The organism is Pseudomonas poae, from assembly GCA_028869255.1.
Lineage (GTDB): Bacteria > Pseudomonadota > Gammaproteobacteria > Pseudomonadales > Pseudomonadaceae > Aquipseudomonas > Aquipseudomonas poae_C.
The window spans coordinates 5722355-5747345 of sequence record CP110972.1 but is presented as its reverse complement, the minus strand read 5'-3'; the positions used below and the strand labels follow the sequence as shown (position 1 = coordinate 5747345).

Sequence of the window (24991 nt, the reverse complement as noted above, 5' to 3'; positions counted from 1 at the left end):
CTGGGGTTTTGCTCAAACGAGCCGGGGACCGCTCTGGCCACTTTGAATAAGGAGTTTTGACTGATGAGTACCAAGAAGCCAGCTACCCCGCCGAAGAGTGAGCTCGCGGGCACCGACACCCTGGACCGTGGCAACACCAACGCCAAGCTGCAGGCCCTGGAGGAGTTCCGTTCCGATGCGACCGGCCAGGCGCTGCGCACCAACCAGGGCGTGAAGATTTCCGATAACCAGAACACCCTCAAAGTCGGTTCCCGTGGCCCGTCGCTGCTGGAAGACTTCATCATGCGTGAAAAAATCACGCACTTTGACCATGAGCGTATCCCGGAGCGCATCGTGCATGCCCGTGGCACCGGCGCCCATGGCTATTTTCAAACCTATGAAAACCATTCCGCGCTGACCAAGGCCGGTTTCCTACGTGACCCTGGGCATAAAACCCCGGTATTTGTGCGCTTCTCCACCGTGCAGGGCCCGCGCGGTTCCGGCGATACGGTGCGCGACGTGCGCGGCTTTGCCGTGAAGTTCTTCACTGACGAAGGCAACTTCGACCTGGTGGGCAACAACATGCCGGTGTTTTTCATCCAGGACGCGATCAAGTTTCCTGACTTCGTGCATGCGGTAAAACCTGAGCCGCATAACGAGATTCCTACCGGCGGCTCGGCCCACGATACGTTCTGGGATTTTGTCTCGCTGCAGCCGGAATCGGCGCACATGGTGATCTGGGCCATGTCCGACCGTGCGATCCCCAAAAGCCTGCGCAGCATGCAGGGGTTTGGTGTGCACACTTTCCGCCTGGTGAATGCCGAGGGTAAATCCAACTTCGTCAAATTCCACTGGCGCCCTACAGCCGGCACCTGCTCGCTGGTGTGGGACGAGGCCCAGAAGCTTGCAGGTAAAGATACCGATTACCACCGTCGCGACCTCTGGGAGTCGATTGAAAGCGGCGATTACCCTGAGTGGGAGCTGGGCGTGCAGGTGATTCCTGAAGACAAGGAGCACGCGTTCGACTTCGACATCCTCGACCCGACCAAGCTGATCCCCGAAGAGCTGGTGCCGATTACCCCGCTGGGCAAGATGGTGCTGAACCGCAACCCGGACAACTTCTTTGCCGAAGTCGAGCAGGTGGCGTTCTGCCCTGGGCACATCGTGCCGGGCATCGACTTCTCCAATGACCCACTGCTGCAAGGTCGGTTGTTTTCCTACACCGATACGCAGATCAGCCGACTGGGCGGCCCGAACTTTCACCAGTTGCCGATCAACCAGCCGGTGACGCCGCTGCATAACAACCAGCGCGATGCCATGCACCGCAGCACCATCGACAAGGGTCGTGCCTCGTACGAGCCGAACTCGATTGATGGCGGCTGGCCGAAAGAAACCCCACCTGCGGCGCAGGATGGAGGTTTCGAGAGCTATCCGGAACGCATCGAGGCGCACAAGGTGCGTGAGCGTAGCGAGTCGTTCGGCGATCACTTCTCCCAGGCGCGGCTGTTCTTTCGCAGCATGAGCAAGCACGAGCAAGAGCACATTATTGCGGCGTACAGCTTTGAGTTGGGCAAGGTGGAGCGCGAGTTTATTCGTGCGCGTCAGGTCAATGAGATCCTGGCCAATATCGACCTGGAATTGGCCAAGCGTGTGGCGCAGAACCTGGGCCTGCCGGTGCCGACCAAAGGCACGGTGCCTGAGCGTCAAACCAAGCCGGAGCGTTCACCTGCGCTGAGCCAGGCGAATTTGCTGCCGGGCGATATCAAGACGCGCAAAGTGGCCATTCTGGCCGCCAACGGTGTAGATGCTACGGCGATTGCCGCGTTGAAGAAGGCGCTGGAAGCTGAAGGCGCACACGCCAAGCTGCTGGGGCCGACCTCGGCGCCGGTGAAGACCGCCGATGGCAAGAGCCTGCCGGTGGATGCGTCGATGGAAGGCATGCCGTCGATTGCGTTTGATGCGGTGTTCGTACCCGGCGGTAAAGAGTCGATCAAGGCGTTGAGCGGCGACGGCGTCGCGTTGCACTTCCTGCTGGAGGCTTACAAGCATCTGAAGGCGATTGCCCTTGCCCCGGATGCCAAGCCCTTGCTGGACCTGCTGAAGCTTGAGGTGGATGCGGGGTTGATCGTAGGTGCGGACGCCAAGGCGTTCAAAGCGTTTTTTGCCGCGATCGGGCAGCATCGGGTTTGGGATCGTGAGCCGAAGGCCAAGGCGATTCCGGCTTAAGTCGTTGGTTGTTTGTTAGATCGTCATCGCAGGCAACCCAGCTCCTACATTTGAATGTGTTCACAGTTCAACATGTGGGAGCTGGCTTGCCTGCGATGCTTTATTGCGCCTTGCGCGGAATCAGCACCACTTGCGCCGGAATGTGTTTCAGAATCTGCCGGTGAATCTTCAGCTCATATCCCGAATCAAGTCGCTTCACCCGTTTGGTCAGCAGCGTGGCAAGCCATGGGTAATCCTGGGTGCGCGGCACCTGGATGCTTACGTCGCACTGGTAATTCACCACATCGGTAGCGATGGCATCCAACTGATGGCGAAGTTCTTCGATATCAGTGAGGTTCAACGCAACCGTGGTGCTTTCAGCGGCCGGGTCGATGACTTTGGCGGCAGGCTTGGCCTCGGCGGCTTTGAGTGCGGCCTCAGCTTTATCCAGCTCGGCTTTGCGGGCGTGCGTGATGGCGCTGTTCACCCCGCCGGTGAGCGCCGGCGCCTTGGGCATCAATGCGCGGGCCCGGCTCAGGGCAGTGGCGGCGGCATTGACATCACCTTTTTGCAGCACGATCTGGCTGCGCTGCAGGTAGGCTTCGGCCAATTGGCGCTGGTACGGCTCAAGGGCCGGGTCGTTGGGTGACTGGGCCTGCAGCGCGGCCAGTTGGTCCTCGGCGGTGGCCAGCTCACTGCTGGCCAGGTTTTGCTCCAGCTGCGCGATGGCCGCAGCGCGTGCGTCCGGGGCCTCGGGGGCGGCGGGCGGTGTGCTCTGACAGGCGCCCAGCAGCAAGGAAAATGCGGCAAGGAGCAGATAACGGGAGTTGAACGGCTTCATTCCTGCGACTCTCTAATTGCGCAAAAAGCGAGCAAGTCTACACCCCTCGACGGGGCAGGACAAAACTCAGCAGAAACAGGGCGGCGGCCGTGACCACAATCGACGGCCCGGCCGGCGTGTCCTTGAACCAGGACAGCGCCAGGCCCCCACACACTGCCAGCATCCCCAGCAGGCTGGCGCCGATCGCCATCTGCTCCGGTGAGCGGGCATGGCGCTGGGCGGCGGCGGCGGGAATGATCAGCAGCGACGTGATCAACAATACGCCGACAATCTTCATCGCGACAGCAATCACCACGGCGATCAACAACATAAGCGCCATGCGCAGAGTGGGTACGGGCAGGCCCTCCACCGTCGCCAGCTCTTCATGCACGGTGATTGCCAGCAGCGGGCGCCACAGGGCCACCAGCAACACCAGCACCACCGTACTGCCGCCGAGGATCCATGAGAGGTCGGTGGGGCTGATCGCTAGCAAGTCGCCGAACAAGTAGGCCATCAGGTCGATGCGCACTTCATGCATAAAGCTCAGCACTACCAGGCCAAGGGACAAGGTGCTCGGCGCGAGAATGCCCAGCAATGTGTCGGAGGCCAGCGGCTGGCGCTGTTGCAGGGTCACCAGCAGCACCGCCAGCAGCAGGCAGCCGACGGTCACGGCGATGGTTGGGCTCACATCCAGCAGGAAGCCCATGGCCACGCCCAGCAGCGCGGCGTGCGACAAGGTGTCGCCGAAATACGCCATGCGGCGCCACACCACGAACGAGCCCAGCGGGCCCGCCACCAGTGCCAAGGCCAAGCCTGCCAGCAGGGCGTAGAGCAGAAAATCAGCCATGCTTGCAGCTATCTCCATGGACGTGGGTATGAGGGGCGTCGGGATCGTCGACCACGGCGCCATGCAGATCATGGGCGTGGTCGTGATGATGGTGGTAGATCGCCAGGCTCTGCGCGTTCTTGCCGAACAACTCGACAAACGCCGGGTCGCCGCTGACCTGTTCCGGGTGGCCGGAGCAGCACACATGGCGATTGAGGCACACCACCTGGTCGGTGGTGCTCATGACCAGGTGCAGGTCGTGGGAGACCATCAGCACGCCGCAGCCATGGCGGTCGCGCAGGCGGGTGATCAGGCTGTACAGCTCGGCCTGGCCGGCCACGTCGACGCCTTGCACCGGCTCATCGAGCACCAGCAACTCCGGTTCGCGCAACAAGGCGCGGGCCAGCAGTACGCGCTGCATTTCGCCGCCGGAGATGCTTTGTACCGGGCTGTCGATCACCTGTTCAGCGCCGACTTCCTTGAGCGCGGCCAGTGCGCGGGCGCGATCCACGCCGGGCACCAGGCGCAAAAAACGCAGCACGGACAGCGGCAAGGTCGGGTCCACATGCAGCTTTTGCGGCATGTAACCAACGCGCAGCCTGGGCTTGCGCCACACGCTGCCGGTGTCGGGCTTGAGCAGGCCGAGCACGGCGCGCACCAGGGTGGTCTTGCCGGCGCCATTGGGGCCGATCAGGGTGACGATCTGCCCCGGCTCCACACTCAGCGCGATGTTATCCAGCACGTTTTGCCCGGCGAACGTGACCCCGACCTGTTCCAGGCGGATTAACGCATTGCTCATCAAGCCCCCTGGCAGCCCGAGCAGAGCCCGACCACTTCGACCGTTTGCCCTTCGACCCTGAAGCCGACATCGGCGGAGCTTTTGATGATGGCGTCGCTGATGCTTTTTTGTTCAAGCTCGATGGCAGCGTGGCACTCGCGGCAGATCAAGAACTGGCCCTGGTGCGCGTGTTCCGGGTGGTTGCAGCCGACGAACGCGTTGAGCGAGGCGATACGGTGTACCAGGCCGTTTTCCAGCAGGAAATCCAGTGCGCGGTACACGGTGGGCGGCGCGGCGCGGCGGCCATCCTGCTCGCTGAGCACGCCGAGAATGTCGTAGGCACCCAGCGGCTTGTGGCTCTGCCACACCAGTTCCAGCACCCGACGGCGCAAGGCGGTCAGGCGCAAGCCCTTCTGCGCGCACAGGGTATCGGCCTCCGACAGCGCGGTATGCACGCAGTGAGAGTGGTCGTGGGGACGGCTGGCAAGCGGTGTTTTAGGCATGAGCGGCGACAGACATTTGATAGAGACGTTATTATGTTACCCGTTCCTACGTCATTGAGTGGTCATCGTGTCCCGACTTTTTCCCGTTTTTGTCGTTTTTGTCACCAGTTTGTTCATCGCGGGTGCTGCTCAGGCCGAGGTCAAGGTGCTGACCAGCATCAAGCCGTTGCAGTTGATTGCCGCCGCTGTGCAGGACGGCGTGGCGGTTCCCGAAGTGTTGTTGCCGCCCGGCGCATCGCCGCATAACTATGCCTTGCGCCCATCCGACGTACGGCGCGTGCAGTCGGTGGATCTGCTGTATTGGATCGGCCCGGACATGGAAAGCTTCCTGCCTCGCGTATTGAAGGGCCGGACAGCGACAACCGTGGCGGTTCAGGATCTACCCGGCATGAAGCTGCGTCGTTTCGCCGAAGATAGCCACTCCCACGCTGACGATGCCGACGAACATGATCACGATCACCGCCCAGGCAGCCTGGACGCGCATTTGTGGTTGTCGACGGTCAATGCGCGCGTGATTGCTGCGCGCATGGCGTCTGATCTCAGCGCTGCCGACCCGGCCAATGCTGCGCGTTACCAGAGCAACGTGAAGGCGTTCGATGAGCGTTTGGATGCGTTGGATGCGCGCTTGAAAGCGCGCCTGGCGAGTGTGGGCGACAAGCCTTACTTCGTGTTCCACGAAGCTTTTGATTACTTCGAAGCCGCTTACGGGCTCAAGCACACCGGCGTGTTCAGCGTGGCCGCTGAAGTCCAGCCAGGCGCCCAGCATGTGGCGGCGATGCGTACGCGGTTGCAGGAAGTGGGCAAGACCTGTGTGTTCAGCGAGCCGCCGTTGCGCCCGCGGTTGGCTGAGACGTTGGTGGCCGGCTTGCCGGTAAAACTGGCCGAACTGGATGCGTTGGGCGGTTACACCCCGGCGACGGCGCAGGGTTATGAGCAGGTACTGGAGAAGCTGGGGAGTGACTTGGCGGGGTGCCTGGAGTCGCTCTGACAGCCGGCACAGAACTACTGTGGGAGCGGGCTTGTGTGGGAGCGGGCTTGCTCGCGAAGGCGCAGTGTCAGTAAATACATCTATTACTGATCTACTGCCTTCGCGAGCAAGCCCGCTCCCACATTTAGAGCGCGAACGGCAGGTGCACAGTCACCTGCTGACGCTGCGCCAAGCGATGCTCGAACTCCGCCGGGTCATGGATCAACACATCCTGTCCGGCAAACGACTCGGCAGCGATCAGGCGTGACAGCCAGAATCGCACGCACGCCACGCGCAACATGCTCGGCCACAGCTCGGCTTCCTTGGCGGTAAAAGGCCGCAGCCCGGCATAGGCGCCCAGCAGTGCGCGGGCGCGTTGCCCGTCAATCACTCCGTCGGCATCCGAACACCAGTCATTCAGGGCGATCGCCACGTCGTACAGCATTGGGCCCGAGCAGGCGTTGTAGAAGTCGATCAAACCGGTCAGGTGCGTGCCTTCGAACATCGCATTGTCGCGAAACAGGTCGGCGTGAACATTGGCTCGCGGCAGGGCGAGGATGTCGGCCTTATGCGCTTCGATCTCGGCCAACGCAGCGTGCAGCAGGCGCTGTTGCGCCTCGCTCAGGTGTGAAATCAGCTTCGCGCCTTCACTGAGCATCCAGTCCAGCCCGCGATCGGTCTTGCGTTCCAGCACTTTCTCGCCTTGCGTCGCCAGGTGCAGGTGGCCGAGCAGGTCACCGACCTGTGCGCAGTGTTGGGCGTTGGCGTCTTTGATGTGCTTGCCGGCCAGGCGCGGTTGCAACAGCGCCGGCTTGCCCTTCAACTCGCGCAGGGCCACGCCGTCGGTGGTGCGCAGGGCGTAAGGCACCGGCAGGTCGGCGTCGTGGAGCACGTCGAGCAGTTCGATGAAGAACGGCATTTCGGCGACCGGGCCGCGCTCAACCAGGGTCAGGACGAATTCGCCCTGTTCCAGGCTGATAAAGAAATTGGTGTTTTCGCTACCGGCGGCAATCCCCTGGAAATCAAGCAGGCGGCCGAGCCCGTATGGGGCGAGAAAGGTTTCCAGCTCGGGCCGAGCCAGCGGGGTGAACACAGACATGGTTAAAACTGCCAGTACGGGCGCCGCGGTGCGCGGCGCCAATTTAAGTTAAGAAATCATTTCCATTCGAAGATCTTCCATGACGGGATCAGCATATCCGGCTGGTCAGAACGGATGAAGTTCGCATCGGTTCCGTCCGCACGCACCAGGAAGTAAGGCGGAAAGCCTTTCTGGGTCACCTTGATCGCGTACAGGAAACCATTCTGGCGGTATTCCTGAATGGTCTTGTCGCCTTCCGTGCGAATGGTAACTTCCGGGTCGCCAGACGGGGCAGTATCCGCCGCCATGGCCATCATCGGAGTGAGTGCAATCAAGCCGGTCAACAACAGGCGATTTACTGTACGCATGATAACCTTGTCCCTTTGTCGTCATTGGTCCGGCTATTCTAGCGCCTGACCCGCCGAAAAGGTTGATCCTGCTCATGAGCCAAGCCCCCCTCGTCCTGGTGGACGGTTCTTCTTATCTGTACCGCGCCTTTCACGCGCTGCCACCGCTGACCACCTCCAAAGGCCTGCCGACCGGTGCCGTCAAGGGCGTGTTGAACATGCTCAAAAGCCTGCGCAAGCAGTACCCGGACAGCCCGTTCGCCGTTGTGTTCGACGCCAAGGGTGGGACCTTTCGCGATGACATGTACGCCGAATACAAGGCCAACCGCCCGAGCATGCCCGATGACATGCGCCTGCAGATCGAGCCGCTGCACCAGAGCGTGATCGCCCTGGGCTTCCCGTTACTGTGCGTCGAAGGTGTCGAAGCCGATGACGTGATCGGCACCCTGGCCCGCAGCAGTGCGGCGGCTGACCGCCCGGTGGTGATTTCCACCGGTGACAAGGACATGGCGCAGCTGGTCGACGGGCACATTACCTTGGTCAACACCATGACCGGTAGCGCGATGGACATCGAGGGCGTAAAGGAGAAATTTGGCGTCGCTCCGGAGCAGATCATCGACTATCTGGCGCTGATGGGCGATTCGTCCGACAACATCCCGGGCGTTCCGGGGATTGGTCCGAAGACCGCTTCCGGCTTGCTGGTGGGCGTGAATGGCGGCCTCAAAGAGCTTTATGAGCAGCTGGATATTGTGCCGACCCTGCCGATTCGTGGGGCCAAGAATCTTCCGGCCAAGCTCGAAGAACATAAAGAGATGGCATTCCTGTCCTATCAGTTGGCGACGATCAAGATCGACGTGCCGCTGGATGTGGGCCTGGATGATCTGCATCTGATCGAGCCGGACCGCGAAAAGCTGCTGGAGCTGTACACGCTGCTGGAGTTCAAGAGCTGGTTTGACGAAATTCAGCGCGATGCCAAGCGTGTCGAGCTGAAGATCTCAAACGAGGCGGCTCCGGCTGTTGAAGACGTGATCGAGACGGCTGCACCGCTGGAAGCGTCCTACACCACCATCCTCGACCAGGCTACGTTCGACACTTGGCTGAAAAAGCTTAACGCCGCAAAACTGTTTGCTTTCGACACCGAAACCACCGGGATCGACGCCCAGCAGGCGCAACTGGTCGGGGTGTCCTTTGCCGTACAGCCCCATGAAGCGGCCTACATCCCGCTGACCCATTCCTACATCGGTGCGCCGCAGCAGCTGGATCGCGACACCGTGTTGCTGGCCCTGAAGCCACTGCTGGAAGACCCGAGCAAGCTCAAGGTCGGCCAGCACGCCAAGTTCGATATGAATATCCTGGCCAACTGCGCCATCGGCGGCGACCCGGCGAACGGCATCACCGTACGCGGCATCGCTTTCGACACCATGCTCGAATCCTACGTGTTGAACTCCACGGCGACCCGCCATGACATGGACAGCCTGGCCAAGAAGTACCTGGACTACGACACCGTCAGCTTCCAGGACATCGCCGGCAAAGGCGCCAAGCAGCTGACGTTCGACCAGATCCCGCTCGAGCAGGCCGGCCCTTATGCCGCCGAAGATGCCGACGTGACGTTGCGTCTGCATCAGGCGTTGCATGCACAGCTCGCGGCCATACCGAGCCTGGCGAGTGTGCTGACGGACATCGAAATACCCCTGGTGCCGGTGCTGGCGCGTATCGAACGCCAGGGCGCCCTGGTGGATGCGCAACTGCTCGGTGTGCAAAGTATTGAGCTGGGCAACAAGATGGTTGAGCTGGAGCGCCAAGCGTTTGAGATCGCCGGTGAAGAATTCAACCTGGGCTCGCCCAAGCAGCTTGGGGCGATTCTCTACGAGAAACTCGGCCTGCCGGTGCTGAAAAAGACCGGCAAAGGGCAGGCGTCCACGGCGGAGGAAGTGCTGGCCAAGCTGGCCGAAGATGACTATCCGCTGCCCAAGGTCCTGATGCAGTACCGCAGCATGAGCAAGCTGAAAAGTACTTACACCGACCGCCTGCCGGAGCAGATCAACCCGCGTACCGGGCGGGTCCACACCTCTTATCATCAGGCGGTGGCCGCGACCGGGCGGCTGTCTTCCAGCGACCCGAACCTGCAGAACATCCCGGTGCGCACCGCCGAGGGGCGGAGGATTCGCCAGGCATTCGTCGCGCCCAAGGGCTACAAGCTGCTGGCGGCCGACTATTCGCAGATCGAGCTGCGGATCATGGCGCACTTGTCCAAGGACGAGGGGCTGATGAATGCGTTCCGCAACGACCTGGACGTACACACCGCCACGGCGGCCGAGGTGTTCAAGGTTGAGCTGGCCGAGGTCACGTCGAACCAGCGGCGCAGTGCCAAGGCGATCAACTTTGGCCTGATCTACGGCATGGGCGCACAGAAGCTTGGCAAGGACATCGGCGTCGATACCAAGACCGCCAAGGCTTACATCGATGTGTACTTCGCTCGCTACCCGGGCGTTCGCGAGTACATGGAGCGCACCCGTGCCCAGGCCGCCGATCAAGGCTATGTCGAAACCTTCTTCGGGCGTCGGCTGTACTTGCCGGACATCAACTCCAATAAGCCGCAGGAGCGCGCTGGCGCAGAACGCACGGCGATCAACGCGCCGATGCAGGGCACGGCGGCGGATATCATCAAGAAAGCCATGGTGCAGGTGGACAACTGGCTGACCGATTCGGGCCTGGATGCCAAGGTCATCCTGCAGGTGCACGATGAACTGGTGCTAGAGGTGCGTGAGGACCTGATTGAGGTCGTCAGCGAGAAAATTCGCGAGCACATGAGTGCGGCTGCACAGCTGGATGTACCGTTGGTGGTGGATGTGGGCGTGGGCGACAACTGGGACGAAGCGCACTGATTTCGCGGTTCCGCCACCACCGGGCGTGGTGGCGGAGTGCTTTAGATCGGAAATCGTCTTGAGTTATTTCCAATAGTTTTTTGAACCTGCCGGAACTTAACCCATGAAATGCGACTCAGAGTTACTGAATGGGTGGTGAAGCCCTTCAATGCTCCTATGTTGTGTTAAGTGTTGGCAGATATCTGGACCCCGCCCTAGCGGTCCGGAACTTGAACCCCGAACTTCCCCTCCCCATACGAAGTCCGGGGTTTTTTTTGCCTGCGCAAAAGTTATTCGGCGATTTCCGCGCCCTTGTCCGCCAATTCCATCCAGCCGGCCAGCACGGTGTAAGCGTCTTCCAGGCCCATGCGCTTGGGCGCCGAGAACAGCTGGATGGTGATCGCATCGCCCCAACCCTTACGGATTTCGGACTGCACCTTGAGTAGCGTGTTCTTGGCTGCGCCGTAGGTCAGCTTGTCGGCTTTGGTCAGCAGGATATGCATTGGCATGCCGCTGGCGACGGCCCAGTCGAGCATCAGCAGGTCGAAGTCGGTCATTGGATGACGGATGTCCATCATCAGAATCAACCCCTTCAAACTCTCACGACCACCCAAGTATGCCTCGAGGTGACGCTGCCAGTGCAGCTTCAGCGGGATAGGTACTTTTGCGTAACCGTAGCCCGGCAGGTCGACCAGACGCCGATCATCGTCTAGCTTGAAGAAATTGAGCAGCTGCGTGCGGCCCGGGGTTTTCGAGGTGCGCGCCAGGCTGGCGTGGGTCAGGGTGTTCAGCGCGCTGGATTTACCGGCGTTGGAACGGCCGGCAAAGGCAACTTCAAAGCCCTCGTCATCGGGGCATTGGTCAACTTTGGCGGCGCTGAGCATGAACGTGGACTGTTGGCACAGGCCGAGGATGGGATTCTTGAGTTGCATGAGATTTCCGATATGGGCGGTGCCGAGAAAGGGTGCGGCAAGCGGTGTCGTTTCCGTTTCAGTAGCGCCAGTATATAATGCCGCAGATTTTGTGTGTGCTTTGTCCCAGCGAAGGATGAAGTTCACGGGAGCGAAAGACCTTTATTGCGCATTAGAACGCAAAACGCTCTCAAACCCTGAAAAGGTCGATGTATGACCCGATGGTTGCTCGCTTTTGGTGTCCTGATTCCGTTTTTCGGCGCTCAGGCTACACAGGATCCGGAAGCGGTGTACAACCGAGTTTGCGTGGCTTGCCATGCCGGCCAGCTGCCGAACGCCCCAAAGCGGGGTGATCAGGCAGCCTGGGCGCCAAGACTGGCGCAGGGCATGGACACGCTGGTGCAACACGTAACCCAGGGTTTCAAGGCAATGCCGCCGCGTGGTTTGTGCATGGACTGCAGTACTGAGGATTACCAGGCCATCATTCAATTGATGGTGAGTAAACCCGGTAGATAACTCTTAAACCCTTAGCCGTAGTTGGATTAGCTGATGAACAAACTGATCGTGAGTCTGCTGTTGACCTTGGGCATCACCGGTGTTGCCCATGCTGCAGGCGACGCTACAGCGGGTCAGGCGAAAGCCGCCGTATGTGGTGCTTGCCACGGACCGGATGGTAACAGCCCGGCGCCGAACTTCCCCAAACTGGCGGGCCAGGGTGAGCGTTACCTGACCAAGCAGATGCACGACATCAAGGACGGCAAGCGCACGGTGCTGGAAATGACCGGCTTGTTGACCAATCTCAGTGATCAGGACCTGGCAGACCTCGCGGCGTATTTTGCCAGCCAGAAAGGCAGTGTGGGAGCTGCTGATCCTAAAACGGTGGCTCGCGGTGAAGAACTGTTCCGTGGCGGCAACCTGGAAAAAGGCATGCCTTCCTGTATCGGCTGCCACTCGCCGAATGGTGCCGGCCTTGCCGCTGCGGGCTTCCCCCACTTGAGCGGGCAACACGCGCAGTATATTTCCAAGCAGCTGACGGACTTCCGTGAAGGTAATCGTACCAACGACGGCGATACCAAAATCATGCAAAGCATCGCCGGCAAGCTCAGCAACAAAGACATCGAAGCGGTTTCGCAGTATATCCAGGGCCTGCATTGATCCCGGCCGTACGTTAACGCTCGATTAATCCGTCGATGCAAGCATAAAAAGGGTGGCTTAGGCCGCCCTTTTTTGTGGCCGCTGCCGTTACACTAACGAACTCATGCCCGCGTAGACCTGTCACAACAAGGGTCGCGTGAGGCGACTTTATTTGTCCAGGAGTAAAGCATGCGTAATCTGATCCTCAGCGCCGCTCTCGTCACTGCCAGCCTCTTCGGCATGACCGCACAAGCTGCCGACGTGCCGCTTGAAGCCGGTAAAACCTACGTTGAATTGGCCAATCCAGTACCCGTGTCGGTACCGGGCAAGATCGAAGTGGTGGAGCTGTTCTGGTACGGCTGCCCGCATTGCTACGCCTTTGAACCGACCATCAACCCATGGGTTGAAAAACTCCCGTCCGACGTTAACTTCAAACGCATCCCGGCCATGTTCGGCGGCCCATGGGATGCTCACGGCCAACTGTTCCTGACTCTCGAAGCCATGGGCGTTGAGCACAAGGTCCACAATGCCGTATTCGATGCCATCCAGAAACAAGGCAAGCGCCTGACCAAGCCAGACGAAATGGCTGACTTCGTTGCCACCCAAGGTGTCGACAAGGACAAGTTCCTGGCCACCTTCAACTCCTTCGCGATTCAGGGCCAGATCAAACAGGCCAAGGAACTCGCGCAGAAATACGGGGTGCAGGGCGTACCGACCATGATCGTCAACGGCAAATACCGTTTCGACCTGGGCACCACCGGTGGTCCTGAAGCGACCCTCAATGTTGCCGACCAGCTGATCGCCAAAGAGCGCGCAGCCAAGTAAGGGGCTTACCATGCGCCGCTGGGGTACCGAACGTGTTGTTGGCCTGCATGACCCGCAGGTCAACGAGCATCATCTGGATTCCACAGGTTTGCCGGCCGACAGCCGTCTGCGCCTGCTCAGCTTCAATATTCAGGTGGGCATCAGTACCGAAAAGTACCGGCACTACCTCACCCGTGGCTGGCAGCACCTGCTGCCCCACAATGGGCGTGCCGGCAACCTGCAAAAGATCGGCAACCTGCTCAACGACTTCGATCTGGTCGCCTTGCAGGAGGCCGACGGCGGCAGCATGCGCTCCGGTTACATCAACCAGGTGGAGCATCTGGCGCAGCTCGGCGCCTTCCCCTACTGGTATCAACAGCTCAATCGCAACCTCGGGCGCCTGGCGCAGCACAGTAATGGCGTGCTCAGCCGCTTGAAGCCATCGGTCATCGAAGATCACCCGTTGCCCGGCCCCAAGGGGCGGGGGGCGATCCTGGTGCGGTTTGGCGAAGGCCCTGAAGCCTTGGTGGTGGTCATGATGCACCTGGCGCTGGGTGCACGCACCCGCACCATGCAACTGGCCTACATCCGAGAGCTGATCGGCAATTACAAACATCAGGTGTTGATGGGGGATATGAACACCCACGCCAACGACCTGCTGCTGAATTCCCCGTTGCGCGACCTCGGGTTACTGGCGCCGCAAGTCGAAGCCACGTTTCCCAGCTGGCGCCCGCAGCGCTGTCTTGACCATATCCTGCTCAGCCCGACGCTCACGCTGGAAAGTGTGCAGGTACTGGCGCAGCCGATCTCCGATCACCTGCCGGTTGCGGTAGAGATTCGTCTGCCGGGTTCGCTCACGGCTGATGCATTCCCCGCGTTGAGCCCAGGCACCAGCGGACCCCTTGCATGAGCGACGACGCCCAGCGCTGGAAAGAAAAATACCTTAAAAGCATCGAACAGCAGGAAAAGCTCGAACGCCGCTGGGCGGCCCGCCTCGACCTGCTGCGCCGAGGGCTGGTGCGCAGTACGCTGGCCGCTGAAGGTACCGACCGCGCTGTCGACTTATGCATGAAGGAAATGCGTGACGTTGTCCGCACCGATGATATGGACGCGGCCCTCGCCGCCCTGCTGCCGCGCCTGGAAAAGGCCGTGCTGGACTCGGAGCAACGCCGCGAAACCCGGGTTGAGCAGATCAGCACCGCGCTGACCTCCCTGGTTACCCAGCTGCAAAAGCTGCCGCTGCCGCGTGAGGTTGCGCGCCCGCTGAAGACCTTTGCCAAGCAGTTGGACGGGCGCGTCAGTCAGGCCCGTGAGATCCCGTTGCTGCTCAGCGAGTTGAGTGGCCTGCAAGGTCAGGCGCTGAATAACCTGGAGCCGGATGGCGAAACCACCCGTCCTGGACCTGGGCTGCTGCAACGCATTTTCGGCGCCAGGGATGCTGCCAGCGAAACCGCGACCAACGAGCCGACGCCGGTGCTGGCGCCGCAGCCTGTTGCGGCCAAGCCCGTTGCCGAGCCTCAGGCCCCTGAGCAATCCGAAGAACTCGCGCAAGCCTTGCGCGCCTTTGCGCCGCAGCCTCAAGAGCCGATTGCGCCGCAGCCTGAGCCCGCAGCGCCGGCCGTCGTGGCCGAGGCTGTCAGCGAGACGTTCGTCTACGAAGCGCCGGCCCCCAAGGCACCTGTTGAAGTGCCCGCTGCGCACGTCGATGCTAAAGAACCCGAGTCCGAGTCCGAGTCCGAGTCCGAGCCTCAGGCCGAAGAGCCCGCACCCGAAAGTGCCCTCGCCGCCTTTATCGAAGCTTCCGAGGCTCCGCCTGAGGCGCCGGATGAGACGGTTATCGGCAGCCTGTCGCTCCCTCCGGTGATGGAGGCCGAGGAACCCGACCCCGACGAATTGCAATCCGACGGCGCGTACTCCCTGCCGGACTCGCCGGAGCCGTCCTACAGCTCCGTTGCCAAACACATCGAAGACACCTTGCTCGGCCTGCTGGAAGACCTGACCTTGCCCGAGCGCCATCGGCCACAGGCCGAAGCCATGCGTGAGCGTCTGGCCCATGGGTTGAACTGGTACGAACTGCTGCCGATCCTCGACGATCTGGCGGTATTGATGCTGGCGATTACCGACAGCGGCCAGCATGAGTTCGAGGCTTACCTCAAGCAGCTCAACGAACGCCTTGAAGCGTTCCAGGGGCACTTGCAGGTCGCCAGCGACGGCCATGCCGACAGCCGTTCCGCCGCTCGGGAGCTGGACACGCAAATCCGCGAGCAGGTCGACGGCCTGCAAAGCAGTGTGCAGGACGCCGCCGACCTGGAGAGCCTCAAGCACATACTGGAAAGCCACCTCGAAGGCTTGCTCGGCACCATGGACGAGCACCAGCAACAACGTGACCAACGTGAGCAGGAAGTGGCGGCGCGCCTCAAAGGGCTGGCCGAGCGGGTCGCCAATATGGAGCAGGAAGCCCAGGGCTATCGCGAGCACCTGGAGGTGCAGCGCCAGAAAGCCCTCATCGACCCGCTCACCGCTCTGCCCAACCGTGCGGCCTGGAGCGAACGTCTCGATCAGGAGGTCAATCTCTGGCACCAACACGGCAACCATCTGTCGCTGGCCATGCTGGACCTGGACCACTTCAAGCGCATCAATGATGGCTATGGCCACCTGGCCGGTGACAAAGTGCTGAAGATCATCGCCAATGTGCTGCGCAAACGTCTGCGTCCCAGCGATTTCATTGCGCGCTTTGGCGGTGAGGAGTTTGTGTTGCTGATGCCTGACTCATGCCTGTCGGATGCGCTGGCGGCGGGCGACGCGTTGCGGGCGGCGATTGAAGCGTGCCCGTTTCACTTCAAGGGCGAGCCGGTGACGATCACCGTGTCCATGGGCGTCGCGCAGTTCCAGCCGGGGGAGCGCAGTGATGCGGCGCTCAAGCGTGCCGATGCGGCGCTGTACCGGGCCAAGGCTGCGGGGCGCAACCAGGTGCAGGCGGCGTAAAAGATGTTCCATTTTGTAATTTGACCGCCGGGCCGCAAACGGTACGTTACACTGTTGCATTATCGTCTTCAGTGTAATGTCTTCCGCCATGAAATCCTTTTACTTCGCCTTTGTGTTCCTTTTTCTGGCGGGCTGCGCCAGTGGCCCTCGCCTGGACACCAACCACCCCTCGGTCAACCACGACAACCGCGTGCAGTTCGTGGTTGTCCACTACACCTCCACCGGCCTCGAACGCTCCCTGGCGCTATTGACCCACGGCCAGGTCAGCAGCCATTACCTGATCGGCGACGATGGCTCCGCCACCATCTATAAGCTCGTAGACGAGAGCCAGCGGGCGTGGCATGCCGGGGAAAGCGAATGGATGGGCCGCACCTGGCTCAACTCCAGCTCCATTGGTATCGAGATTGTGAACCCGGGCTACAAGGACACACCGAACGGCCGGCTGTGGTATCCGTATTCCGAAGCGCAGGTGAAGTCGCTGGTGGTGTTGCTCAAGGACATCAGCAAGCGCAACGGCATCGATCCCAAGAACATCATCGGCCACAGCGATATCGCGCCGCTGCGCAAGCTGGACCCGGGCCCATTGTTCCCTTGGAAGCGTCTAGCGGATGAAGGGCTGGGTATGTGGCCGGATGCACAGGCCGTGGCGCGCTTTCAGGTGCAATACGCCGCTGAGCTGCCGAGCATTAGCTGGTTCCAGCAGGAGCTGGCTCATCTGGGCTATCAGACACCCCAGACCGGCGAGCTGGATGTGGCCACACGGCACGTGATTGCGGCGTTCCAGATGCATTTCCGGCCGTCGCTGTTTGATGGCACCCCGGATGCTGAAAGTGCTGCGATCCTGCGTACGTTGAACCGCCGCTAAGCCTTAAAGCGGCAACGCCATGTAGAACTGGGTGCCCTGCCCCGGCCGCGAATACACGCCCATGCGGCCGCCGTGCAACTGCACGATCTCTTTGCACAGCGCCAGCCCCAGGCCGGCGCCGCCTTTCTTGCGACCCACCTGCACGAAGGGCTCGAAGATCCGCCCCTGCTGCCCGTAGGCGATGCCTTCGCCGTTATCTTCGACGCTGATAATCACCCGCTCGCCATGGCGACGCGCCTGCAAGCGAATCTGCCCGCCCTCGGCGGTGTGACGCAGCGCGTTGCCCAGTAAGTTGTCGAGTACTCGCTCCAGTTGCGCCCTGTCGGCATACAGTCGGGGCAAGTCTGCTTGAGCTTCTACCAGCAGTTCGATGTGCTGCGCATTGGCCGGTTCTACAAAACGCGCACGGGCATGCTCAAGCAGATCGGTGACGTCGCATGGCCCGAGGGTGAGTTTCTGCAGGCCATTCTGGTAGCGCGAGAAGTTGAGCAAGTCGTTGATCAACTGCATCAAGCGCTGCATTTCTTCGTTGACCGTATCCAGCAGGTCCGCTTCACGGGACTCCGCAGGAAACTTCGCCCGCTCGCGGAACAGCCCGAAGGCCATGTGCATGCCGGTCACCGGCGTGCGCAGCTCATGGGAAGCGCGCAACACGAACTCGCTGCGCACCCGTTCGAAGGCGCGTTGCTCAGTCACGTCATGCAGCACCATCACCGCGCCGAGGATATGCCCCTGGGTGTGGCTGACGGGGGTGAGGCTGTAGGTCAGCAGGCGCAGTTCGCCTTCGACTTCCACTTCCAGATCGTCCGGCGCCCGTTCCAGGCTGCCGCCACGCAGTACCAGTTGCAACTGTTCGTCCAGCTCCGGGCGCGCCAGTGCCTCGCCCAGGCCCTGTCCGAGGCGTTCTGCGTCCCAGCCCAGTTGGCGCTGTGCGACCGGGTTGAGGTGCTCCAGACGGCCCTGGCGATCAATCATCAACAGGCCGTCATCGATGCTGTCGAGCACGGCTTGCAGGCGCTGCTGGCCGGCCAACAGTTCATCGACGTTGGTCGCCTGATGTTGGCGCAAAGCCTCGGCCATGATGCCGAAACGCCGGGTCAGTTGGTTCATCTCGGCTGCTGAAGAAATCGGCAGCGTGACCTCGAAATCACCTTGTCCGATCTTGTCCGCCGCTTTGGCCAGCGCTTCGATCGGCCCACCAAACCGCCGGGCGATCCCATGGGCAGTGACGAAGCCGATGATCAGCACCGCGAGCCCCACCAACCCCAGCAGGCCGGCAATCAGCAAGGCGCGTTCGCGGGACTTGTGTTCGCTGTTACTGATATTTTCCAGGGCCTGCTTGTGCTCGGCGATCAGGCCATTGCGCAGCACATTGAAGGTATCGGTGAGTTTTTCCTTGGTGCCGGGCGGAGGCGTCGGCTGCTGGGATTCGTCAAATGCCTCCAGCAAGTCTTGATACTGGCCTCGGGCCTGGCTGAAGCCACTCCCATGACCGTCATGCTGTTCATGGGCAATGCCTTGGTCCAACAGGTCGAAATAGCGCTGCTTGGAGGCTTCCAGGGCCTGTGGGTCCGGGCGCTCCTCCAGCATCATGATCAATTGGTCGCCCAGGCTCTGGCGCAGTTTGAGCCCCAGATCCAGGGTGATGAAGTTGCTGCGAATCAAGGATTCCTGGGTCTTGGCCATTTGCATGACGCTCACCAAGCCCAGGATCAAACCCAGCAGGGCGACGGTGATCAGCGCTGAGATACTCAGAAATAATCGAGTGCGCAGTTTCATCGCTAGCTTCATAGGGTACAGCTCACAGGTTGTACTGTTTACGTTTGCGATACAGGGTCGACGCGTCGATGCCCAGCGTGCGGGCCGCCTGGTCCAGGGTATCGCTGGTCGCCAGCACGGCGCCGATGTGCGCTTTTTCCAGCTCGTCCAGGCTCAGCGCCGCGCCGATACGCGGGGCATTGTTGGTCGGCTGCTCCGCCATGCCGAGGTGGCTGATCTCAACTTTTTCCTGGGGGCAGATAATGCTGGCGCGCTCCACGACGTTGCGCAGCTCGCGGATATTGCCGGGCCAGCGATAATTCAGCAGCGCTTCGCGGGCGTCGTCGCTGAAGCCCCGCGCCGGCCGTGCGTATTCTTTGACGAAGCGCGCCAGGAATCGGTCGGCCAGGGTCAGGATGTCTTCGCTGCGTTCGCGCAGGGGCGGCAGGTGCAAGGTGATCACGTTGAGGCGGTAGAGCAAGTCCTCACGGAAGCGGCCGTCGCGCACCATGTCTTCAAGGTTCAAGTTGGTGGCTGCCAGGATGCGCACATCGGCGCGGCGGGTGACCGGGTCGCCCACGCGCTCGTATTCCTTGTCCTGGATAAAACGCAGCAACTTGGGCTGCAATGTGAGGGGAAAATCGCCGATCTCATCAAGAAACAGCGTACCGCCGTCAGCTTGGTTGACGCGGCCCAGGGTGCTTTCGCTGGCGCCGGTAAAGGCGCCGCGGCTATGGCCGAACAGCTCGCTTTCCATCAGTTCTGCCGTCAGCGACGGGCAGTTGATAGTCACGCAGGACTTCTTTGAACGCTTGCTCCAGCCATGAATGGCCCGGGCCAGCTCACCTTTACCGGTGCCGGACTCGCCGAGGATCAGGATGTTGGCGTCGGTGCCCGCCACTTGGCGTGCGGTTTCCAGCACTACCATCATTGAGGGACTGTGGGAATCGAGGCCGTCTTTAGGCTGGCGCACTTCGCCTTCCAGCGCTTCGAGGCGTGCGGAGAGTTGGCGCACTTCCAGCTGCTTGGCGGTGGCCAGGCGCAGCTGGTCGGGGCTGCAAGGTTTTACCAGGTAGTCGGCGGCGCCGGCCTGGATGGCATCCACGGCGGTGTCCACGGCTGAGTGGGCCGTGACGATCACCACGCGCATCCACGGCGCCTGAATACGCATCTGGGCCAATACATCCAGGCCATTGTCTTCACCCAGGCGCAGGTCCAGGAAGCACAGGTCGAACACCTGACGCTGCATCAGGGCGTCGGCCTGGGCTGCGCTGTTGGCGGTGGCTACGGTATAGCCTTCATCTTCCAGGCAATAACGGAAGGTGCGGAGGATTGCGGATTCGTCGTCCACTAAAAGAATGCGGCCTTGAAGTTCCTTGGCTGATTCCATCTGTCCCGCGCTCCTTAACTATGAATGATGGTGTTTAGTCCCGGAATAATCGGGCAAGTTGCATGGTTTATTCTGATCGATAAAAGGCAGCGTCGTGCAGGTATCTGTGGGGCGTCCTGCAAAGCCCCGTCTGATGGCGTTTTCATGCCGTCTTGCCACTTCGGCAACTCGATAATCGCTTTCTATCCGTTGACCCGACCACTGACCATCGTGCATTTCGCACGGCGTACAGGGGGGCATCGTGCAGGATGCTAGGCGATTGACCTAATGCATATATTTAACTTGTTGATTTTATTGAGTTTTATTTTGCAAAAAAGCTGGCATGCGCTCTGCAATAGCTATCCCAACGAATAATCAAAATGCGGGAGCAAAGCAGCATGACTCGCCAAAGCCTCAACCAACTGTGTGTATCGCCGCTGCGCTTGCAGCAAGGTCTGTTTGCCAGCTTGGCCGTGATGGTCACGCTGATTGCGGGCCAGCAGTTACACCATTGGCAGCAGAGTCAGCAGCAGGTCCCGCAATTCGAACGTCCGGCCATGACCCAGACCCATTTCCGTTCAGTCGGTAGCGTTGCTGCCGATATGACCGCCCCGCAATTGAAAGTAGCCGACCAGGATTCGACCTTGGGCGAGCTGCCAAACCAAGAGCGTTGGGTGTTTTAAGCAAGACAAGCGGTCGCACGCATCGAGCGGCCGTACGGCACTACCGCTGTTACCTCTTATAGAAGCATAAGGAGAATCACCATGTTGAGTTGGGCAATCACATTTCTGATCATCGCCATTGTGGCTGCAGTCCTGGGCTTCGGTGGTATCGCGGGAACCGCCACGGGTATCGCCAAGATTCTCTTTGTCGTCTTTCTGGTGATGTTCATCGCTTCGTTCTTCTTTGGTCGTCGCGGCCGAGGCTGAATATGACCACTTCCTTTAAAACCATTGTTGCCGCCCTGCTTTTGGGCGGCAGCGGCCTGGCGATGGCCGCCAATGACGGCCAATCCCGGGCTAACGAATTGCTCAGCGCGGACCCGCAATACCGCGAAACCTGGCAAGGCGTGGTGAAGAAAGAAGAGCGCCTGCCTGAATGGGTGATGAACCTGTCGGGCACGGCCGAACAAATGAATGCCGTGGAAGAAGATGGCGACAAGTACTTGGTCGGGCCGCTGTGCGAAACCGCAGACACATGCCTGAACAAGCGCCTGATCGTCGCGTTCAGCCTCGACAAGGAAGATGCCTACGCCATGTTGGTGGAAGTACCGGCTGGTTTGCCGGCGGACAAGTCCCCTACGCGGCACGCCGATTACCGTTTTATCGGTAAACCGGATGAAGGCATGCAGAAGCTGCTGATGGAGCAGCTGAAGAAAGATCCGAATTGGTACTAAGTTCTGTCCGACGCGACTGTCGTCAACAGGGCCAGCGTCCATAGGAAGAAGCCCCTCGCTTCTTTCTGTCTGCATCCCCGCCAAGGGTGATGCATGACCAGGGGCCGGGTTGCTCTGATCAATCGAGATCGGCGTGACCTACGGGTACAGGGAGTGCCTGCGCAAGGGCCGGGTCAGGCGAAAAGCTGCGACGCAAGTTCACAAGTCCTCAAGCTTGCTGAACTTGCGGCGGGCTTATGCCGCTTTTTATATCCCTCTCATACAGCCCGTAGCCGGGAATTCTCTTTTCGCTCGTGACCAACCATTACTTGGTGTGTCCGCGTGACCATCTATCGAGAAAGTTTTGCCCTCGCCATAGGACATTTCTGACACTCGCCCCATGAATTCATAGGCATTTTTGCCAACCATCCGAAGTCGTTCTGAATCTCTGCGCGAGCCTGAATTGGCCGGTTCACGGCATATTCACCGGACAATATGTCGCATTTGAACTGACCGTTCGGACAGTTATTATGCAAAATCGCCATGCCGATTCGGCATAGGGTAGGCGTTTACGGCATTAGACGTCGAACTCTTGCATGGGAATAGTTGCGCCTTTTTTCGCCTGCCAGTAAGCCATTTCGGCCATGCGGCGGTGACCTTCCATGGAGGCAGATGCACACACTTTTTCGCTCTCGAGCGTTCCAGCTGGCGCATTTGCCTTAAGTCCACTTGAAGTAAGGGTAATGACATGAAGAAGGCAAAGCTAAGCCTCGCCTGGCAGATCCTCATCGGTTTGGTGCTGGGGATTGCAATCGGTGCCGTGCTCAACCATTTCAGTGCTGAAAAGGCCTGGTGGATCAGCAATGTGTTGCAGCCAGCGGGCGATATCTTTATCCGCCTGATCAAGATGATCGTGATCCCGATTGTGATTTCCTCGCTGATCGTCGGCATTGCCGGGGTGGGTGACGCGAAAAAGCTCGGTCGCATCGGCGTCAAGACCATCCTTTACTTCGAAGTGGTCACCACCATCGCCATTGTGGTCGGCCTGTTGCTGGCCAACCTGTTCCACCCCGGCGCGGGCATCGACATGAGTACCCTGGGTACCGTCGACATCTCCAAGTACACCGCCACCGCCGCCGAAGTGCAGCATGAGCATGCGTTCATCCAGACCATTCTCAACCTGATCCCCTCGAACATCTTTGCCGCCGTGGCCCGTGGCGAAATGCTGCCGATCATCTTCTTCTCGGTGTTGTTCGGCCTCGGTTTGTCGAGCCTCAAGCCTGAGCTGCGCGAACCCCTGGTGACCATGTTCCAGGGCGTGTCCGAGAGCATGTTCAAAGTCACGCACATGATCATGAAGTACGCCCCGATCGGTGTATTCGCCCTGATCGCGGTGACCGTCGCCAACTTCGGTTTCGCCTCCCTGCTGCCGCTGGCCAAGCTGGTGATTCTGGTTTACGTGGCCATCCTGTTCTTCGCCTTCGTGATCCTCGGCCTGATCGCTCGCCTGTTCGGCTTCTCGGTGATCAAGCTGATGCGCATCTTCAAGGATGAGCTGGTGCTGGCCTACTCCACCGCCAGTTCCGAAACCGTGCTGCCGCGTGTGATCGAGAAGATGGAAGCCTACGGCGCGCCGAAGGCCATCTGCAGCTTCGTGGTACCGACCGGCTACTCGTTCAACCTCGACGGTTCGACCCTGTACCAGAGCATCGCGGCGATCTTTATCGCGCAGCTGTACGGCATCGACCTGTCGGTCGGCCAGCAACTGATGCTGGTACTGACCCTGATGGTCACCTCCAAAGGCATCGCCGGCGTGCCGGGCGTGTCCTTCGTGGTGCTGCTGGCCACCCTGGGCAGCGTCGGCATTCCGCTGGAAGGCCTGGCGTTCATTGCCGGTGTCGACCGCATCATGGACATGGCGCGTACTGCCCTGAACGTGATCGGCAACGCCCTGGCGGTGCTGGTGATCTCTCGTTGGGAAGGCATGTACGACGACGCCAAGGGCGAGCGCTACTGGAATTCCCTGCCGCACTGGCGCAGCAAGCAAGCGCTGCCGGTGGGTGAGACCAGTCGCGGCTGATCACGTCTATGTTCCTACACAAACCCCGGAAAATCCGGGGTTTGTCGTTTCTGCCAGCCCCGCTATCATTCGCCCCATCTTTCGGGGGATTTAACTGATGCTCAATGGCCTGTGGCTTGGCTTCTTTGTCGTGGCAATGGTGTCAGCACTGGCGCAATGGCTGATCGGCGGCAACGCCGGGATTTTCGCGGCGATGGTGGAAAGCATTTTCGCCATGGCCAAATTGTCGGTGGAGGTGATGGTGCTGCTGTTCGGCACCCTCACGTTGTGGCTGGGCTTTTTGCGTATCGCCGAAAAAGCCGGGATCGTCGACTGGCTGGCCAAGGCCCTCGGCCCGCTGTTTCGCCGCCTGATGCCGGAGGTGCCCGCCGGCCACCCTGCCATCGGGTTGATCACCCTCAACTTCGCCGCCAACGGCCTGGGCCTGGACAACGCGGCGACGCCCATTGGCCTCAAAGCCATGAAGGCGCTGCAGGAACTCAACCCTATCCCCAACACCGCGAGTAACGCGCAGATCCTGTTTCTGGTGCTCAACGCGTCCTCGCTGACGCTGTTGCCGGTGACCATCTTCATGTATCGCGCCCAGCAAGGCGCGCCCGACCCGACGCTGGTGTTCTTGCCGATTCTGCTGGCGACCAGCGCATCGACCCTGGTGGGCCTGCTGTCGGTGGCGGTGATGCAGCGCCTGCGCCTGTGGGACCCAGTGGTGCTGGCCTACCTGATTCCCGGCGCGTTGGTGCTGGGCGGGTTTATGGCCTTGCTGGCGACGCTCTCAGCCAGCGCATTGGCCGGGTTGTCGTCGATCCTGGGCAACCTCACGCTGTTCGGCCTGATCATGTTGTTTCTGGTGATCGGCGCGCTGCGCAAGGTCAAGGTGTACGAGGCGTTTGTCGAAGGGGCCAAGGAAGGTTTTGATGTGGCCAAGAACCTGCTGCCGTATCTGGTTGCGATGCTGTGCGCCGTCGGCGTATTGCGCGCCTCCGGGGCGTTGGACTTGGCCCTGGAAGGGATTCGCCATGTCGTGGCCTGGACCGGCCTTGACACACGCTTTGTCGACGCCTTGCCGACGGCGATGGTCAAGCCGTTCTCCGGCAGCGCTGCGCGGGCGATGCTGATCGAGACCATGCAGACCCAGGGTGTGGACAGCTTCCCGGCGTTGGTGGCGGCGACGATTCAGGGTAGTACGGAAACCACCTTCTATGTGTTGGCGGTGTACTTCGGCTCGGTGGGCATCCAGCGGGCGCGGCATGCGGTGGGCTGTGCGTTGCTGGCAGAGTTGGCCGGTGTGGTGGCGGCTATCGCAGTGTGCTACTGGTTCTTCGGTTAAGGCTGATACTGCTATC

Annotated in this window: 23 protein-coding genes; 14 read left to right on the top strand and 9 right to left on the bottom strand. The window is 60.6% G+C overall.

Annotated elements, in window-relative coordinates:
• Positions 1–63: 63 nt before the first annotated feature.
• The gene (gene katE / locus LRS56_26050) at positions 64–2205 is read left to right on the top strand and encodes a catalase HPII (protein WDU62183.1); all 2142 of its coding nucleotides are present in this window, start codon (positions 64–66) and stop codon (positions 2203–2205) included.
• A 100-nt stretch (positions 2206–2305) separates the two neighbouring features.
• Here katE and LRS56_26045 read toward each other — a convergent pair whose 3' ends face one another.
• The 4 genes from LRS56_26045 to LRS56_26030 are packed head-to-tail and all read right to left on the bottom strand — an operon-like array spanning position 2306 to position 5123.
• Complete coding sequence (locus LRS56_26045; protein ID WDU62182.1) at positions 2306–3025, bottom strand: hypothetical protein; 720 nt, start codon at positions 3023–3025, stop codon at positions 2306–2308.
• Positions 3026–3062: 37 nt separating this feature from the next.
• Positions 3063–3851, bottom strand: a complete 789-nt coding sequence (znuB, locus tag LRS56_26040; protein ID WDU62181.1) for a zinc ABC transporter permease subunit ZnuB — start codon at positions 3849–3851, stop codon at positions 3063–3065.
• On the bottom strand, positions 3844–4629 hold the full coding sequence (gene znuC / locus LRS56_26035) for a zinc ABC transporter ATP-binding protein ZnuC (GenBank protein WDU62180.1): 786 nt from the start codon (positions 4627–4629) through the stop codon (positions 3844–3846). The genes znuB and znuC overlap by 8 nt, the downstream gene beginning before the upstream one ends.
• Positions 4629–5123, bottom strand: coding sequence for a Fur family transcriptional regulator (locus tag LRS56_26030; protein ID WDU65816.1), 495 nt, complete (start codon positions 5121–5123; stop codon positions 4629–4631). The genes znuC and LRS56_26030 overlap by 1 nt, the downstream gene beginning before the upstream one ends.
• A gap of 46 nt (positions 5124–5169) precedes the next feature.
• Here LRS56_26030 and LRS56_26025 point away from each other — a divergent pair, with 46 nt between their 5' ends.
• On the top strand, positions 5170–6099 hold the full coding sequence (locus LRS56_26025; GenBank protein WDU62179.1) for a zinc ABC transporter substrate-binding protein: 930 nt from the start codon (positions 5170–5172) through the stop codon (positions 6097–6099).
• A gap of 124 nt (positions 6100–6223) precedes the next feature.
• On the opposite strand, the gene LRS56_26020 is transcribed toward LRS56_26025, so the two are convergent.
• Both LRS56_26020 and LRS56_26015 read right to left on the bottom strand, forming a co-directional pair.
• Positions 6224–7177: a homoserine kinase gene (locus tag LRS56_26020; protein WDU62178.1), complete on the bottom strand. Its 954-nt coding sequence runs from the start codon at positions 7175–7177 to the stop codon at positions 6224–6226.
• 56 nt (positions 7178–7233) lie between these two features.
• Positions 7234–7524 (bottom strand): DUF2782 domain-containing protein, encoded by a 291-nt coding sequence (locus LRS56_26015; protein WDU62177.1) that lies wholly within the window; start codon positions 7522–7524, stop codon positions 7234–7236.
• Positions 7525–7598: 74 nt separating this feature from the next.
• On the opposite strand from LRS56_26015, the gene polA reads away from it, so the two are divergent.
• Positions 7599–10388, top strand: a complete 2790-nt coding sequence (polA, locus tag LRS56_26010; GenBank protein WDU62176.1) for a DNA polymerase I — start codon at positions 7599–7601, stop codon at positions 10386–10388.
• A gap of 269 nt (positions 10389–10657) precedes the next feature.
• On the opposite strand, the gene yihA is transcribed toward polA, so the two are convergent.
• Entirely contained in the window at positions 10658–11299 is a 642-nt protein-coding gene (yihA, locus tag LRS56_26005; GenBank protein WDU62175.1) for a ribosome biogenesis GTP-binding protein YihA/YsxC, read from the bottom strand.
• Between the two features lie 192 nt (positions 11300–11491).
• Between yihA and LRS56_26000 the strand changes: the two genes are divergently transcribed.
• The 6 genes from LRS56_26000 to LRS56_25975 all read left to right on the top strand — a co-directional run bounded on the left by LRS56_26000 (position 11492) and on the right by LRS56_25975 (position 17066).
• The gene (locus tag LRS56_26000) at positions 11492–11794 is read left to right on the top strand and encodes a cytochrome c5 family protein (GenBank protein ID WDU62174.1); all 303 of its coding nucleotides are present in this window, start codon (positions 11492–11494) and stop codon (positions 11792–11794) included.
• A gap of 33 nt (positions 11795–11827) precedes the next feature.
• Positions 11828–12433, top strand: coding sequence for a cytochrome c4 (locus LRS56_25995; GenBank protein ID WDU62173.1), 606 nt, complete (start codon positions 11828–11830; stop codon positions 12431–12433).
• 168 nt (positions 12434–12601) lie between these two features.
• On the top strand, positions 12602–13237 hold the full coding sequence (gene dsbA / locus LRS56_25990) for a thiol:disulfide interchange protein DsbA (GenBank protein WDU62172.1): 636 nt from the start codon (positions 12602–12604) through the stop codon (positions 13235–13237).
• 10 nt (positions 13238–13247) lie between these two features.
• Positions 13248–14126 carry an endonuclease/exonuclease/phosphatase family protein gene (locus tag LRS56_25985; protein ID WDU62171.1) on the top strand — a complete coding sequence of 293 codons (879 nt, stop codon included), beginning with the start codon at positions 13248–13250 and terminating at the stop codon, positions 14124–14126.
• Positions 14123–16201 (top strand): GGDEF domain-containing protein, encoded by a 2079-nt coding sequence (locus LRS56_25980; GenBank protein WDU62170.1) that lies wholly within the window; start codon positions 14123–14125, stop codon positions 16199–16201. Before LRS56_25985 ends, LRS56_25980 begins: the two co-directional genes overlap by 4 nt.
• 88 nt (positions 16202–16289) lie before the next feature.
• On the top strand, positions 16290–17066 hold the full coding sequence (locus LRS56_25975; protein ID WDU62169.1) for an N-acetylmuramoyl-L-alanine amidase: 777 nt from the start codon (positions 16290–16292) through the stop codon (positions 17064–17066).
• A 3-nt stretch (positions 17067–17069) separates the two neighbouring features.
• Here LRS56_25975 and LRS56_25970 read toward each other — a convergent pair whose 3' ends face one another.
• Positions 17070–18857: an ATP-binding protein gene (locus LRS56_25970; GenBank protein ID WDU62168.1), complete on the bottom strand. Its 1788-nt coding sequence runs from the start codon at positions 18855–18857 to the stop codon at positions 17070–17072.
• A 10-nt stretch (positions 18858–18867) separates the two neighbouring features.
• Entirely contained in the window at positions 18868–20214 is a 1347-nt protein-coding gene (gene algB / locus LRS56_25965; protein ID WDU62167.1) for a sigma-54-dependent response regulator transcription factor AlgB, read from the bottom strand.
• Between the two features lie 377 nt (positions 20215–20591).
• Here algB and LRS56_25960 point away from each other — a divergent pair, with 377 nt between their 5' ends.
• The 5 genes from LRS56_25960 (at position 20592) to LRS56_25940 (ending at position 24975) form a co-directional block, all read left to right on the top strand.
• Positions 20592–20876 carry a hypothetical protein gene (locus LRS56_25960; GenBank protein WDU62166.1) on the top strand — a complete coding sequence of 95 codons (285 nt, stop codon included), beginning with the start codon at positions 20592–20594 and terminating at the stop codon, positions 20874–20876.
• Between the two features lie 81 nt (positions 20877–20957).
• Complete coding sequence (locus LRS56_25955) at positions 20958–21122, top strand: DUF1328 domain-containing protein (protein WDU62165.1); 165 nt, start codon at positions 20958–20960, stop codon at positions 21120–21122.
• A 2-nt stretch (positions 21123–21124) separates the two neighbouring features.
• Positions 21125–21589, top strand: a complete 465-nt coding sequence (locus tag LRS56_25950) for an inhibitor of vertebrate lysozyme family protein (protein ID WDU62164.1) — start codon at positions 21125–21127, stop codon at positions 21587–21589.
• Between the two features lie 727 nt (positions 21590–22316).
• Positions 22317–23648, top strand: coding sequence for a glutamate/aspartate:proton symporter GltP (gene gltP, locus LRS56_25945; GenBank protein WDU62163.1), 1332 nt, complete (start codon positions 22317–22319; stop codon positions 23646–23648).
• Between the two features lie 97 nt (positions 23649–23745).
• On the top strand, positions 23746–24975 hold the full coding sequence (locus LRS56_25940; GenBank protein ID WDU62162.1) for a hypothetical protein: 1230 nt from the start codon (positions 23746–23748) through the stop codon (positions 24973–24975).
• The last annotated feature ends 16 nt before the right edge of the window (positions 24976–24991 follow it).

Excerpts from the sequence above, each read along its gene's own strand:
- znuB (WDU62181.1), bottom strand. The coding sequence starts at position 3,851 with ATGGCTGATTTTCTGCTCTACGCCCTGCTGGCAGGCTTGGCCTTGGCA.
- znuC (WDU62180.1), bottom strand. The coding sequence starts at position 4,629 with ATGAGCAATGCGTTAATCCGCCTGGAACAGGTCGGGGTCACGTTCGCC.
- LRS56_26045 (WDU62182.1), bottom strand. The coding sequence starts at position 3,025 with ATGAAGCCGTTCAACTCCCGTTATCTGCTCCTTGCCGCATTTTCCTTG.
- LRS56_25960 (WDU62166.1), top strand. The coding sequence starts at position 20,592 with ATGACTCGCCAAAGCCTCAACCAACTGTGTGTATCGCCGCTGCGCTTG.
- katE (WDU62183.1), top strand. The coding sequence starts at position 64 with ATGAGTACCAAGAAGCCAGCTACCCCGCCGAAGAGTGAGCTCGCGGGC.
- LRS56_25950 (WDU62164.1), top strand. The coding sequence starts at position 21,125 with ATGACCACTTCCTTTAAAACCATTGTTGCCGCCCTGCTTTTGGGCGGC.
- yihA (WDU62175.1), bottom strand. The coding sequence starts at position 11,299 with ATGCAACTCAAGAATCCCATCCTCGGCCTGTGCCAACAGTCCACGTTC.
- LRS56_25970 (WDU62168.1), bottom strand. The coding sequence starts at position 18,857 with ATGAAGCTAGCGATGAAACTGCGCACTCGATTATTTCTGAGTATCTCA.
- polA (WDU62176.1), top strand. The coding sequence starts at position 7,599 with ATGAGCCAAGCCCCCCTCGTCCTGGTGGACGGTTCTTCTTATCTGTAC.
- dsbA (WDU62172.1), top strand. The coding sequence starts at position 12,602 with ATGCGTAATCTGATCCTCAGCGCCGCTCTCGTCACTGCCAGCCTCTTC.
- LRS56_26015 (WDU62177.1), bottom strand. The coding sequence starts at position 7,524 with ATGCGTACAGTAAATCGCCTGTTGTTGACCGGCTTGATTGCACTCACT.
- LRS56_25980 (WDU62170.1), top strand. The coding sequence starts at position 14,123 with ATGAGCGACGACGCCCAGCGCTGGAAAGAAAAATACCTTAAAAGCATC.
- algB (WDU62167.1), bottom strand. The coding sequence starts at position 20,214 with ATGGAATCAGCCAAGGAACTTCAAGGCCGCATTCTTTTAGTGGACGAC.
- LRS56_25975 (WDU62169.1), top strand. The coding sequence starts at position 16,290 with ATGAAATCCTTTTACTTCGCCTTTGTGTTCCTTTTTCTGGCGGGCTGC.
- gltP (WDU62163.1), top strand. The coding sequence starts at position 22,317 with ATGAAGAAGGCAAAGCTAAGCCTCGCCTGGCAGATCCTCATCGGTTTG.
- LRS56_26000 (WDU62174.1), top strand. The coding sequence starts at position 11,492 with ATGACCCGATGGTTGCTCGCTTTTGGTGTCCTGATTCCGTTTTTCGGC.
- LRS56_25940 (WDU62162.1), top strand. The coding sequence starts at position 23,746 with ATGCTCAATGGCCTGTGGCTTGGCTTCTTTGTCGTGGCAATGGTGTCA.
- LRS56_25985 (WDU62171.1), top strand. The coding sequence starts at position 13,248 with ATGCGCCGCTGGGGTACCGAACGTGTTGTTGGCCTGCATGACCCGCAG.
- LRS56_26020 (WDU62178.1), bottom strand. The coding sequence starts at position 7,177 with ATGTCTGTGTTCACCCCGCTGGCTCGGCCCGAGCTGGAAACCTTTCTC.
- LRS56_25995 (WDU62173.1), top strand. The coding sequence starts at position 11,828 with ATGAACAAACTGATCGTGAGTCTGCTGTTGACCTTGGGCATCACCGGT.
- LRS56_25955 (WDU62165.1), top strand. The coding sequence starts at position 20,958 with ATGTTGAGTTGGGCAATCACATTTCTGATCATCGCCATTGTGGCTGCA.